A 13,846-nucleotide genomic window follows, 5' to 3' on the forward strand; every position below is an offset into this window, starting at 1 on the left:
GGCGATTTTCACAGAAGACGTGAAAATCGCTTTTTTGAAGAGCGCGCCAAAGTCAAAGGAATGAAATCAAATCAAAGCAAAAACCTCGGAGGCTCTGCCTCCGAACCTCCGCCGGGGGCCGAGCCGGCCCCCGGACCCCGGCGAACGTTGGAACTCACCGCCACCGCCACCGCCACCGTTTTCTGCTCACCGCCGCCGCCGCTTGAACCAAATCCTCGCGCCAATCGTCAACAACCCCACCGGCACCAGCACCACCAACCCCCAGAAAAGCAACAACGCCTGCTCGCCGGTCATGGTCAACCCGGCATCCTGCACCTCCTTGGGCTTGATGGCGATGAAATTCTCATCCTCGGCCAACCACCGGGCAATGTTCAAAAACAGATCCGCATTGCCCAACGCGGTGACATACGCATCAGCCAGGAAATTCGAATTCGCGGTCACCACCAAACGCCGCTTGTCGGCCTGAATCGCCGCACCGAACAGAACCGGTCCCTTGCGATCCTCCCCTGGGGTGAACTCCACCTTGCCGCTGGTCAGATCGCCCGTCTCCAACCAACCACGCGCCGCACCCTCCAACAAACGGGTACGCTGCTCCTTGCCATCGCTCGAAGCCGGCTCCAACTCCATGCCTCCCGTGTCCGGAAAGATGGTGGCCGCGCTCATTCCTTTGGTGATCGCATGCTCTGCCGGATAGCGACTCACCAACGGCGTGGCCGCCGACCCCCCCAACATCTGCGCCGCCGGATCGACGGTCACCCCCTTGAGCATCGTGATGCCGTGCGGCTTCACGATCGACTCCAGACCCGCATCCCCCTCGGGGCCGAGCAGCAACAACAACCGCCCCCCGGCATCGTACCAGTTCTTCAGACGCAACGTTTCGACCGGCAGGAAGACCTTGCGCGGCCCGCCGACGATCACTACCGCAGTGTCATCCGGGATCTTTTCCGTCTCGGCCAGATTGATCTCTTCGATCTGATACCCCTCACCCTTGAGCAGGGCCTTGGCCTGGGTGTAGGCGAAACGATCCTGACCGTTGCCGCTCTCGCGACCTTCGTGCAAGGGGTGCTCGCCGTGACCGGTGACGAAACGGATCGTCTTGGCGCTCCCTTTTGCGAGTCGGATCAGGCCGTTGGTGATCGCCTCTTCGGTCGATTCGGTGACTTTTTCACTTTTTTCGCCAGTCCGTAGAATCACCGTGCCATAAACCGCCACCTCGGCCTGACGCGCCGCCGCCGGATCCAGATCGGGATCCACGTAGCGCACGGTCACGGAGCCGTTGGCAACCTGGTATTTGTCCATCAGATCCTGAATCTGCTGCTTGCGATCGCCCCGTTCCTGCACGAACACGGTCATGGTCAAGCCCTCGGGGAAGGCTTTGATGGCCTTGAGCGACTGCTCGGCCAGGGTGTGACGCCCCCCCTTGGTCCAGTCCCAGCGGACCTGATGGCGGTGACTGGCGTAGGCGGCCAGACCCAGCAGAAGCGCCAGGATCAGCCCCATGACGAAGTTCTGGGAACGGAGATTGAAACGGGTGGAACGGTCCATCTTCATGGTCATCGGTCTCCTTGAATCTTCTCGATCAACCCTGGATCCGCTCGGCCATCAGCCTCTGCCGGGCGAACAACAGGCCGGCGGCGGACAACAGCACGAAGTAGATCAGATCCGCGCTGCTCACCACCCCCATGAGGAAATTCTGGTAGTGGTTCATGAGCGAGAAGTAGGCGAGCATCTTGTCCACCTGACCGCCACTGGCGTTGCCCATCCAGGAGAGGATCCACAGCATGAGCAGCACGCCGAAGGAGATCACCGCCGCGACATTGGGATTCTCCGTGGCACTCGAGGCGGCCAGACCCACGGCCCCGAAGGCGGCGGCGGTCAGGAACAGTCCGAGCAGCCCGGCCAGGAACTGACCGGTATCCGGATCGCCAAAGGGATAAAGGGTGAGGGGCGGAATCGCCAGCAATCCGATGGCAATGGCGAGAAACAGCAGCAAACCCAGATATTTGCCCAGCACGATCGTCATCGGGGACAGCGGCGACGAGGCCAATGCCGGCCAGGTTCCTTGGCGCTTCTCCTCGGCGATCAGCCGCATCGAGATCAAAGGGATCAGCAACAACATCAGGATCGCGGCATTGCCGAGCATCGGCGCGATGGTTCGCTCGGTCAATGGCAGACCGCCGCGCATGCCGTAGGCCTGATACTCGACCATCTGGATCTGATAGCTCAACACGCCGGCATTGAACATGTAGGCGCAAATGGCGAACAACACCGCGAGCAGGGTCCAGGCCAGGGGCGAATGGAACATGCCGCGCACTTCGCGGACGGCGATGGTGACGATGGCTCTCATGCGGCGGACTCCTCGCCCTCTTCCGGGCGCTCCTCACGGGTGGTCAGTTGCAGGAAGATCTCCTCCAGGGAGCCTCCCGCCGGGGTCAGCTCGCGCAAATCCCACCCCTCGCTCACGGAAAGACGCAGCAGCTCCGGCACCGGATCGGACTCGGGAAGCGCCCCGATCAGCCAGCCATCGTCGCGCGGATGGATGTCGGCCACCCCGGCGATGGCCCGCAGCACCTCGGGAGAGGGGAGACCGCGCCAGCGCGCGAAGTGGATGCTTCGACCATGGCCCCGTTTTTCCAGGGACTCCAGGGTGTCATCCGCGACGATGCGCCCCTGATGGATCACGGCCACCCGCTGACAGGTCATGCGCACCTCGGGGAGGATGTGGCTGGAGAGCAGCACCGAATGTTCGCCACCCAACTCCCGGATCAAGGCGCGGATTTCGCGGATCTGGATGGGATCGAGTCCCACGGTAGGCTCGTCGAGCACCACCACGTCCGGGGCGTGGACGATCGCCTGGGCGATGCCGGCGCGTTGTTTGAACCCTTTGGAGAGGTTGCGCAGCAGTCGGTTGGCGACCCCGGTCAATCCGCATCGTTCCATGGCCCGGTTCACGGATTCTGTGAGCCGGTTTCCAGGAACCCGGCGCAGGGTGGCCAGATAATCCAGGTACTCCCGCACGGTCATCTCGCCGTAAATGGGTGGATTTTCGGGCAGAAAGCCGATTTTGGCGCGCGCCTCGACCGGATTTTCCAACACGTCCACCCCGGCCACGGCGATGCTCCCTTCGCTGGGGGCGAGCAGACCGCTCAACATGCGCATGGTGGTGGTTTTGCCCGCGCCGTTCGGGCCCAGGAAGCCGACCACCTCGCCGCGTCGCACTTCGAGGTCGATGCCATCGACCGCCGCGATGGGGCCGAAGCGTTTGCTGACCCCGGACATCCGGATCATGGTTTCCGTCATGCCTGCTGTTTCCTTCAAGGGTATTTTGGATCGGTTTGAAGATCGGGTTGCGCGCCGGCAGGCACGTCAATACATCCAAATGTGCATATAGGCATCGCCGGATTGGATGCAAGGGGAGGGTGCGAAGAATTTGTGTTGGGCAGTGCCTGACGATTAATCGGGCTGTGGTGGATTATTAGACAGGCGCATGATTAAGAATTAAGCATTGGTTTTGTCCGCATACGGACAAAATTTTTCAATAAACAATAATAAACAACAGGTTGAATCAATTGTCCGAAATGGAACAAAGCTTGCGAAAGTCAGCCGCAACGCCCTTTTGGGCATGGTACGCTTTTTGGATTGGTTGCCTATCTGAGTGGGAATGGAGAGGGTAAGCCCATGCTTTCGAGAATCGTTTTCGCGGTGTCGCTGCTCCTGCCCACCGTGGGTTGGACCGCGGAGGCCGCACCGGTCACGTTGAATCTGGCCAACACCGCCTGGTTGCTCACCGCCACCGCCCTGGTGCTCTTCATGACCCTGCCGGGCCTGGCCCTTTTTTATGGTGGGCTGGTGCGCACCAGAAACGTGTTGTCCCTGTTCATGCAGTGCTTTGCCATCACCTGTCTGGTGTCGCTTTTGTGGCTGGCCTACGGCTATGCCATCGCCTTTGGCGAGGGTGGGGCGGTGCAGGCCATGATCGGCGGGCTGGACAAGGGGTTCATGATGGGGATCACCCCGGATACCCTGAAAGGGGATGTGCCGGAAACGGTCTTCTCCATGTTTCAGCTCACCTTCGCGATCATCACCCCGGCCCTGGTGGTCGGTGGTTTCGCGGAGCGGATGCGATTCTCGGCGGTGCTGTGGTTCACCGGTCTCTGGCTGACCCTGGTCTATCTGCCCCTCTGCCACTGGGTGTGGGGTGGCGGGTGGCTGGCCACGATGGGATTCATGGACTTTGCCGGTGGATCGGTGGTACATATCAACGCGGGCATCGCCGCCCTGGTCGCGGCCCTGATCATCGGCAAACGGCGTGGTTTTCCCACCACGATGATGCCTCCGCACAACATGACCATGGTCTTCACCGGCGCCGCCATGCTCTGGGTGGGCTGGTTCGGCTTCAACGCCGGCAGCGCCCTGTCGGCCAACGGCTCGGCGGGCATGACCATGATGGCCACCCACATGGGCGCCGCCGCGGGATCCATTGCCTGGATGACCGTCGAGTGGCTCCGCCACGGCAAACCCAGCGTGCTGGGCATCGTCACCGGCATGGTGGCCGGGCTCGGCACCGTCACCCCGGCCTCGGGCTACATCGGCCCCATGGGCGGACTCCTGATCGGCGCCATCGCCGGCGTGGTCTGCTATTTCGCCACCCTGGCGGTGAAGCGGAAATTCCAGATCGACGACTCCCTGGACGTCTCCCCGGTCCATGGGGTGGGGGGCGTGATCGGGACCCTGCTGACCGCCATCTTCGCCTCGCCGGATTTCGGCGGCGTGGGGTACGCGGAAGGGATGGACATGGCCTCCCAGCTCGGTGTCCAGCTGGTGGGCGTGGTCGCCACCCTGCTTTGGAGCGGCGTGTTGACCGTCGCCATCCTCAAGGGGATCGATGCCTTCGTGGGACTGCGCGTCTCCAGGGACGAGGAGACCGAAGGTCTGGACTTGGTGCTCCACGACGAAAGAGGCTACAATCTGGAGTAATGCCTGCCCGTGACGTTGTACCCGCGCGGCGCGACGTCACGATTTTTTTTTTACGAACGGTTTTCATTGTTCGACATCCACCCCCAAGTAACGAGAGGTTAAGACCCCATGTCAGATCAAGACGCGATTCGCAATGTGATGGCCATGATGGAGACCCACGACGTCCGCTTCGTGGACTACCGTTTCACCGATTTCCACGGCAAGTGGCAGCACATCTCCACCCCGGCCAAGATGCTCACCGAGGAGGTCTTCGAGACCGGCTTCGGTTTCGATGGCTCCTCCATCGCCGGTTGGTGCGAGATCAACCAGTCGGACATGGTTTACAAGCCGGATGCGGCCACCGCCGTCATGGATCCCTTCACCGATGTCCCCACCCTGATCCTCATCTGCGACATCGTGGATCCCTTCACCGGTGAGGGCTACAGCCGCGACCCGCGCGCCGTGGCCAAGCGCGCCGCAGCCTTCCTCAAGTATACCGGCATCGGCGACACCGCCTATCTCGGGCCAGAAGCCGAGTTCTTCATCTTCGACTCCGTGCGCTATGCCTCGCGCATCAACAAGGTGTATGTCGAGATCGACTCCATCGAAGGCGCATGGAACACCGACACCGACTACGAGGAAGGCAACACCGGTCACCGTCCCGGCATCAAGGGCGGCTACTTCCCTGTTCCGCCGGTGGATGCCTATCAGGACATCCGCTCCGAGATGTGCATGCTCATGGAAGAAATGGGCCTGAACATCGAGTTCCACCACCACGAGGTGGCCACCGCCGGTCAGTGCGAAATCGACATGCGCTTCTCGGATCTGGTCTCCATGGGTGACAACATCCAGAAGTACAAGTTCGTGGTCCACAACGTCGCCCATCAGCAGGGCAAGACCGTGACCTTCATGCCCAAGCCCATGAGCGGTGACAACGGCTCCGGCATGCATGTCCACATGTCGATCTGGAAGGATGGCAAGCCGCTGTTCGCCGGCAACCAGTATGCCGATCTCTCCGAGATGGCCCTGCACTTCATCGGCGGCATCAAGAAACACGCTCGCGCCCTGAACGCCTTCACCAACTCCTCGACCAACTCCTACAAGCGCCTGATCCCCGGCTTCGAGGCCCCGGTGCTGTTGGCCCACTCTGCGCGCAACCGTTCCGCCAGCATCCGTATCCCGGCGGCCACCAATCCCAAGGCCAAGCGTTGCGAGATCCGCTTCCCGGATCCCTCGGCCAATCCGTACCTGGCCTTCTCGGCTCTGCTGATGGCCGGTCTGGACGGCATCGAAAACAAGATCGATCCGGGCGCGCCGATGGACAAGAACCTCTACGACCTGCCCCCGGAAGAACTCAAGGGCATTCCGACCGTCTGCGGTTCGCTGCGCGAGGCCCTGGACGCTCTGGACAAGGATCGCGAGTTCCTGAAAAAGGGCGATGTCTTCAGCGACGATCTGATCGATGCCTGGATCGATCTGAAGATGCAGGAGGTCTACAAAGTCGAGCACACCCCGCATCCGGTCGAGTTCTCGATGTACTACAGCGTGTAAGCGTATTCCCGCTGTGTTGATTCAAACAAAGCCGTCCCCAAGGGGGCGGCTTTGTTTTTGAAATGGCCATTCCATTCAAATAAAAGGGTTGAAATGGATGGGGTGATGGATTAAGGTATCTTGATTCATTGTTTACAACGGGAATGTATTTATTATTTAAATAATATGTATCATTCTTTCTGTCGTCAAGGTGTCCCACATGCAATGGCGTCATGGTTTGCGCTTCAAAATCTTGTCGGTGATTCTGCTTTCCATGGCGATCATGGGGGGCGTTCTGAGTTATTTGGGCTATCAGGATGCGCGTATCGCGGTGATTCGTAAATCCGAGGAGAAGGCTCAGGTCTTCGGGGGGATCGTCGAACAACAGATCCAGTCGCGCGGGGTGGATCTCTCCCTGGCCGTGGAAGCCTTGCTGAATGGTCAGGAGTTGGTCAGGGCGTTTGCGCAACGGGATCGGGATACGCTCTCCAGAATGACCGCGCCCTTTTTCAAGGAGCGCCTGGATCCCCACTACAAGATCGATCAGTTTCAGTTCCACCTGCCGCCGGCGATCAGTTTTCTGCGTGCCCACAAGCCATCCCAGTTCGGAGATGACCTGTCGGCCTTCCGCAAGACGGTGGTCGTGGCCAACGAACGACGTCAACCCGTGGTCGGTCTGGAGGTGGGGCGCGCCGGACCGGGATTGCGGGTGGTCTATCCGGTTTTCCACAACAAGGAACATGTCGGTTCCGTGGAGTTGGGAGGCAGCCTGGGCGATATCTTCGACGCGGCGCGCAAGACAACCGGGATGGCGTTCGCCATAGGCATCCATGATCCCGTTTTCAAGGCGGTCAAGCGGAGCGTGGACGAGAAGAACGACGTGGTGGTGTCGGATCTGATCTACTACGAGTTTTCCGATCCTTTGGTGCGAACCCTGTTGCCGCTGGCGGGCGCGGGTTCGGATTCGGGCACGGTGATCCTGGACCGGGGACGCGGCTGGATCGCCTCGGGATTCCCGTTGCGGGATTTTGGCGGCACGATCATCGGACAGGTTCGCGTTTTCAACGATGTCACCGAACTGCTTGCCGAGGCCCGCGGCTCCGCATGGAACAAGATCATGGTGATCGTGGTGCTTGCGCTGTTCTCCAGCCTGGCTCTGTTCGCCATGATCCGCCTGCTGGTGCTGGTGCCGGTGAAGAGACTGGTGGCCTTTTCCGGACGTTTGGCCCAGGGAGACCTGACCGTCACCATCCGGCATGATCGCAAGGACGAGTTCGGCGTGCTGTTTCGCTCCATGGAGGAGATGGTTCAACACCTGCGCGCGTTGATCACCGGCATCGTCGATCACGCCGGTCGGTTGTCGGACAGCGCGGAAGATCTGAATCGCGTCGCCGGGGATCTGGATCAGGGCGCGACAGGCCTGCACGACAAGGGCAAAAGGGGATTGGAGTTCTCCATCGAACTGCGCGGCGATATGAGCGGCGTCGATCAGGCGGTGCGTGCCATGACCCACTCCATGGAGGAGGTGTTGCGTTCCGCCCAGGAGATCAACAACAACATGGGAACCATCTCCGCGGCGGCGGAAGAGGCGAGCGCCAGTCTGAGCACCGTGGCGAACTCCGCGGGAACTTTGTCGAATGGCATGAGCGGCGTGCTTGGGGCGTCCGAGCGTTCCAGCGCCAACATGTCCGGCGTGGCGCAATCCGTGGAGGTGATGAATACCTCGCTGGCAGGGGTCCGGGAGCGGTGCTCCGAGGCTGCCGAGGCTTCCGAGGAGGCCCGTCGCGCCGTGGAGGCCAATGCCGAGGTGATGGCACGTCTGGTGGATTCGGTGCGCGAGGTTGGCAATGTGGTGGGATTGATCCAGAGCATCGCCGAACAGACCAACATGCTGGCCCTGAACGCTTCGATCGAGGCTGCCGGGGCCGGGGAGTCGGGCAAGGGGTTCGCGGTGGTGGCCAACGAGGTCAAGGAGTTGGCCCGTCAGACCGGTCATGCCACCGGAGAGATCCATGGTCGCATCGAACAGATCCAGGATTACATGGAGCATGTCAGTCGCGCCATGGAGGGGGTGGATCGGCGCGTCTACCGCATTCGCGAGGTCAACGGCGAGATTCTGGATGCCATGGTGGATCAATCCCGTACCGTGCATGGCATTTCCGGTTCCATGGACGCGACCGCTGGCGAGACCGAGGAGGCGACACGACTGGTCGGCGAGATCACCCGAGAGGTCGAGGAGGTGAGTCGCAGCGTCCAGGAGATCGCGCTCGGCATCAACGAGGTGACGCGAAACGTCTCTTCGGCCTCGCGCGGCGTGGACGGCATGACCCGGTCCGTGGAAACCACCTCGGCACACGGGGATGTGATCGGTACGTCGGTGGAGGGAACGATTCACCACTCCGAAGAGCTGGGTGGACACATGCAGGAGGTGTTGGTCGCGGCTGAACAGATGCGCGGCATCAGTGCCACCGTGACCGCCCGTGCGCGCACCGCCGAGGAGATCGTCGCGCGCCTCGAGGAGGAGTTGAAGCGCTTCCGTCTGAATTGACCGGCGCCGGGAATCGTCCGGAGGCGATCTCCACCCGACCCGAAGAGGCGTTGCAGCGGTTTCCGTTCGCACGAAGCGTCGCTGGAAATCGCCTGCTGGCGACCCGATCGTTTTTTGTTGACGCGCGCCTCCGTTCCATGCCACCATCCTTCCCATGAACCAGACTCTCTTCATCTCCGCCCTGCGACTGTGTGCCATTCTGTCTGGTGGCCAAGGCCACCCGTGGGCGCGCGGCATGCGGAGTTGAACCTGGTCTGAAATCCGAATGGACGATCCAGATTCCCCAAAGCCCCGGCTCACACGATCCGGGGTTTTTTTTATGGCGTTTTTCACCCGACAAGGAGAGTACGACATGAACATTTCCCGACTTTTTCGACTGAGTGGCGGTCGCCGGAGCATGGCCCGAGCGGGCGGCGGCGACCGGAGTTTTTCCTTGAACGTTTGCGTCCAGCCGCCCTTTCGAAGGAGACCTGTCCGATGTTGATCGATCCCGCCGTTCAAGCCCGGGATGGGGAGCGTCCCACCGTTCCGTTCACCCCTGCCACGCCCTTTGCGCGTCTCGCCGGCAAATACCGTTCCGTCCCGCCCGTTCCCTTGACCACCGATCGTCACTGGCCGGCGCGTGTGATCACCGCCCCGCCCATCTGGTGCGCGGTCGATCTGCGCGATGGCAATCAGGCTCTGGCCGCCCCTATGTCTCCGGAGCGGAAGGGGCGTTTTCTCGACATGTTGCGACGCATCGGTTTTCGTGAGATCGAGGTCGGGTTTCCCGCCGCTTCCCGCGACGATCATGAATTCGTACGTCAGGTGGTGGCCCGTCAGGCCGGGGATCCGGCGCTTGTGCCCCAGGTGTTGACTCAGGCCCGCCAGGCGATCATCGCCAGGACCTTCGAGTCGTTGCGCGGCGCGCGGCGGGCGATCCTGCATCTGTACAACTCCATCTCCCCGGTGCAGCGACGGGTGGTCTTCAACATGGATCGCGCCGGGATCGTCGAGCTGGCCCGCCAGGGTGCCGCGTGGGTACGCGAGCATGCCGAACGGATGCCGGAGACCGAATGGATCTTCGAATACTCCCCGGAGAGCTTCTCTTCCACCGAGCCGGAGTTCGTGCTCGAGGTGTGCGATGCGGTGTGCCAGGTATGGCGTCCGACTGTGGCGCGCAAGGTGATCATCAATCTCCCCGCGTCGGTGGAGGTGGCATCTCCGAACCACTACGCGGATCAGATCGAGCATTTCCACCGTCACTTTGCCTGGCGCGAGGCGGTGATCCTCTCCGTGCATCCCCACAACGATCGGGGCTGTGCGGTCGCGGCGGCAGAACTGGCCATGCTGGCCGGCGCGGAGCGGGTGGAGGGGACCCTGTTCGGCAATGGCGAGCGCACCGGCAATGTGGATTTGATCACGCTGGCCTTGAATCTCCACACCCAGGGGATTGCCTGCGGATTGGACTTCTCGGATCTGGACGGGATCGTGGCCGTTTACGAGGAGATGACCCGGCAGTCCGTGCCGATTCGTCACCCCTATGCCGGAGAGCGGGTTTTCACCGCCTTTTCCGGATCGCATCAGGATGCCATCCGCAAGGGGATGGCTGAATGGCGGGTTACGGGTGGATCCTGGGAGGTGCCGTATCTGCCCATCGATCCTGAGGATATCGGGCGGGGTTACGAGGGGGTGATTCGCGTCAACGGGCAGTCGGGCAAGGCCGGGGTGGCGGAGTTGGCGGAACGGGCGATGGGATTCCCCTTGCCGCCGCGGTTGCGCGCCGAGTTCGCGCGCGTGGTGCAGGATCGGGCCGACAGCCGGCAGGACGAGCTGTTGGCCGGGGAGATCGGCGCACTCTTCGAGGCCCGTTATGTCACCCCCGAGGGGCCGCTCGCCTATCTCTCCCATGCCTGTGGGCGGGTCGGGGAGGAGACCGAGCGGTTGGTGAGCATGCGGCTGGTGGTGCGCGAGCGGGGCGAGGAGCGCCATTTGAGCGGAATCGGCAACGGTCCGATCGATGCCTGTCTGCGGGCTTTCCCTTCCGGGTGGCGGATGTGGCATTATGAGGAGCACGCCTTGGATTCGGGCAGCGCGGCGCGGGCCGTGGCCCTGGTCGAGCTGGAGGATGGGTTGGGGCGGCGTGCTTTTGGCGTGGGTCGGGATTGGGATATCGTCACTGCGGCCATCAAGGCGGTGCTGGCGGCGATGAATCGGGTGATGACCGGTTGAGTTTGGTCCCCATTCAGGACCCCTGCAAGCGTGGGGGTTCTGAATGGGGATCGATTTTTTTTGGATGGGTCCGGGATCCCGGGCGTCGAGGTTTGGCTTTGGATGGGAGGATGCGGATGGACCCTTGCACGCGGTTGTTCGCTTATTGCCGACCGGGTTTCGAGCGGGAGACCCTGGCGGAGATCCGGGCGCGCGGCGATCGTCTGGGCATGACCTGCGCGGGGGAGGCTCGGGACCGTTCCGGTGGGGTGCTGATCGGGTTGGACAATCCGCGTCAGGCGGTATCGTTGTTCAAGAACTTGGGGGATCCCCAGCCGGTGTTCGCCCGCCATCTGTTGGCCTGTGATGCGGGTGGGGAGCCGTTGCCTCCGGGAGACCGGATCGCGCCGCTTTTGACCCGTCTGGAGCGGCTCGCCGAGCGGCATGGACCGTTTGCCACCCTTTGGATGGGCGCGCCGGACTCCGAGGATGGGCGCGCCCTGACCCCGCTTTGTCGAGCGTTGCAAGCGCGGTTGGAGTCTGGTCTGCGTGATCTCGGGGCGCTGGATTCGACGGGCGTGACCCGTGCCGAGGTGGTCCTGCTCTCTGGAACCGAGGCGTTGACCGGGATTTCGTGGATTGGGGAGGCGTCGTCCTGGCCGATGGGGATCCCCCGGTTGCGGCGACCGGTGGCGGCCCCGAGTCGTGCATCCTTAAAGCTGGAAGAGGCGCTGGTGGTGTTGTTGAGTGCCAGGGAGCGGTCGAACTGGCTGGCGTCGGGACGATCGGCGGTCGATCTGGGCGCGGCCCCTGGCGGTTGGAGTCGGATGCTGTTGGCCGACGGGTTGCGGGTGATTGCGGTGGATCGGGCCGAGATGGCTCCGGAGTTGAAAAGGGAGCCGCGTTTGCGTCATGTGCGCGAGGATGGTTTCCGGTTTCGGCCCGACCAGACGGTGGATTGGTTGTTGTGCGACATGGTGGAGCAGCCGCGGCGCATCGTCGAGCTGGTGGCCAACTGGGCGGTTTCGGGTTGGTGTCGGATGGCGTTGTTCAATCTCAAGTTGCCGATGAAAAAGCGCTTCGAGGAGTTGGAGTTGTGTCGCGGGCGGTTGACCGGGGCATTGCGGGCGGCGGGGATCGCGCATCGATTGGATTTTCGCCACCTTTATCACGATCGCGAGGAGGTGACCGGGCTGTTGCGGATGACGGGTGGCGGGAGAGGGCGTTGAGTGGTCAAGAAGCGAGGGTTGGAAAGTAGAGTCCCTACCTCACGCTCACGCGAACGGGGGGAGGTCTTGAGTCCCGCTCACGCGAACGCCCGATCCACCGCCTTGACCAACCCCGGATCGACCTCCCCCTCCGCGACCAGCCGATAAAGGATCTCCATGGTCTGCCGGTGGGTGAGAGATTTCCGGTAGGGTCGCTCCTCGGTGAGGGCCTGGTAAATGTCGAGCACCGTCAGCAACCGCGACCAGATGTCCAGTTCCTCACCCGGCAACCGCTGGGGATAGCCCGCGCCATTCAACTTTTCATGATGGTTGGATGCCCACTCGGTGATCTGTTCGAGTCCGGGAATCCCCTCCAGACACTTGCGGGTGAAATAGGTGTGCTCCATCATCCGGGCCCGCTCCGCGTCATCCAGCTTGCCGGGCTTGTCGAGAATGGCGTTTGGCATGGCCAGCTTGCCCACGTCATGCAACGCCGCCGCGATGCGCAACTGGAGAATGGTGGTTGGATCGGCGCCCAGATACCCGGCCATGCGCGCGGTCTTCTCCTCCAGACCACTGGAGTGACTATGCGTGAACCGGGATTTCGAATCGATGATGCGGCTGAAAACCCGCGAGATCTCCAGAATCTCCTGCCAGTCCGCCTCGATGGCAAGCTCGGGCATGGTCCGGTTCAGGGCGAAGCCCAGGAACGGATCGCGCAGATCCAGCCAAAAAGAGGTCGGGGCGCTGATCTCGGTGAACAGTTCCACCAGTGCGGGTGAGAAGTGAACGCCACGTCTGGCCTGAAGGAATTTAAGAGCCTGTTCACGCTTTCCCGGTTGGGCCTCGCCAAGATTGAGCTTGAGATCGGTGTAATCGGCCAGGGCGATCACCTGGGCCATCCAGGGAATCGCCTCCCCTTCGATACCAAAGAAGCCGGAACCATCCCAGTTCTCGTGATGCAGAAGAATCGCTTCGGAGGGGTCACCCTGAAACGGAAACCGGCTTACGTTTTTCTCGCCGATTTCACAGTGAGCCGGCATATCTTCGACCTGCAACAGCCGGTCGCGCCGCTGGTCCGGACGGGTGAGGTTTTCTTGCGCCAGGCCGTTGTCGTGCAGAATCGCCAGGGCCGCGCAATCGAACACCTGGGCGTCGTTCATCCCCATGGCCCGTGCCAGACGCATGGAGACCAGAGCCACCCGGCGTCCATGGTTGCTGGTGGCGCCGAGCAGTTCGTTCTCCACGCAGTCGATGGCCATGGAGAGCCCCAGGAGATAACGATTGAGGTTGAATGGCATCGATCTTCCTCCACCAAACCGCGTCTGTTTTGAGATGCGTCGTTTCCCGCAAGGCCACAGTGCCAAATACGAGCTTCGTTTCCAAACTGGCCTGCTGGGGGGAGCACCCCCTC

The 13,846-nt window shown here is 62.0% G+C and carries 9 protein-coding genes; 5 read left to right on the forward strand and 4 right to left on the reverse strand.

Features of this window, described 5'->3' with window-relative positions; genetic code table 11:
• Nucleotides 1-186 precede the first annotated feature (186 nt).
• From ACV4UY_RS11360 to ACV4UY_RS11370, 3 genes are read right to left on the reverse strand one after another with little or no spacing between them, the layout of a single operon-like run.
• Nucleotides 187-1,551, reverse strand: a complete 1,365-nt coding sequence (locus ACV4UY_RS11360; RefSeq protein ID WP_491607703.1) for a GldG family protein — start codon at nt 1,549-1,551, stop codon at nt 187-189.
• A 28-nt stretch (nt 1,552-1,579) separates the two neighbouring features.
• Nucleotides 1,580-2,347 (reverse strand): ABC transporter permease subunit, encoded by a 768-nt coding sequence (locus ACV4UY_RS11365; protein ID WP_491607704.1) that lies wholly within the window; start codon nt 2,345-2,347, stop codon nt 1,580-1,582.
• Nucleotides 2,344-3,300 (reverse strand): ABC transporter ATP-binding protein, encoded by a 957-nt coding sequence (locus ACV4UY_RS11370; RefSeq protein WP_491607705.1) that lies wholly within the window; start codon nt 3,298-3,300, stop codon nt 2,344-2,346. The genes ACV4UY_RS11365 and ACV4UY_RS11370 overlap by 4 nt, the downstream gene beginning before the upstream one ends.
• Nucleotides 3,301-3,678: 378 nt before the next feature.
• Between ACV4UY_RS11370 and ACV4UY_RS11375 the strand changes: the two genes are divergently transcribed.
• The 5 genes from ACV4UY_RS11375 (at nt 3,679) to rlmM (ending at nt 12,453) form a co-directional block, all read left to right on the forward strand.
• On the forward strand, nt 3,679-4,977 hold the full coding sequence (locus ACV4UY_RS11375; RefSeq protein WP_491607706.1) for an ammonium transporter: 1,299 nt from the start codon (nt 3,679-3,681) through the stop codon (nt 4,975-4,977).
• A 108-nt stretch (nt 4,978-5,085) separates the two neighbouring features.
• Nucleotides 5,086-6,507 (forward strand): type I glutamate--ammonia ligase, encoded by a 1,422-nt coding sequence (gene glnA, locus ACV4UY_RS11380; protein ID WP_491607707.1) that lies wholly within the window; start codon nt 5,086-5,088, stop codon nt 6,505-6,507.
• A gap of 199 nt (nt 6,508-6,706) precedes the next feature.
• Nucleotides 6,707-9,034 (forward strand): methyl-accepting chemotaxis protein, encoded by a 2,328-nt coding sequence (locus ACV4UY_RS11385; RefSeq protein ID WP_491607708.1) that lies wholly within the window; start codon nt 6,707-6,709, stop codon nt 9,032-9,034.
• A gap of 477 nt (nt 9,035-9,511) precedes the next feature.
• Nucleotides 9,512-11,245 carry a 2-isopropylmalate synthase gene (locus ACV4UY_RS11390; RefSeq protein ID WP_491607709.1) on the forward strand — a complete coding sequence of 578 codons (1,734 nt, stop codon included), beginning with the start codon at nt 9,512-9,514 and terminating at the stop codon, nt 11,243-11,245.
• A 116-nt stretch (nt 11,246-11,361) separates the two neighbouring features.
• The gene (gene rlmM, locus ACV4UY_RS11395; protein ID WP_491607710.1) at nt 11,362-12,453 is read left to right on the forward strand and encodes a 23S rRNA (cytidine(2498)-2'-O)-methyltransferase RlmM; all 1,092 of its coding nucleotides are present in this window, start codon (nt 11,362-11,364) and stop codon (nt 12,451-12,453) included.
• Nucleotides 12,454-12,530: 77 nt separating this feature from the next.
• On the opposite strand, the gene ACV4UY_RS11400 is transcribed toward rlmM, so the two are convergent.
• A complete protein-coding gene (locus ACV4UY_RS11400; RefSeq protein ID WP_491607711.1) occupies nt 12,531-13,733 on the reverse strand; it encodes an HD-GYP domain-containing protein in 1,203 nt (400 codons plus the stop codon).
• Nucleotides 13,734-13,846 lie beyond the last annotated feature (113 nt).

The organism is Candidatus Magnetaquiglobus sp., from assembly GCF_058402785.1.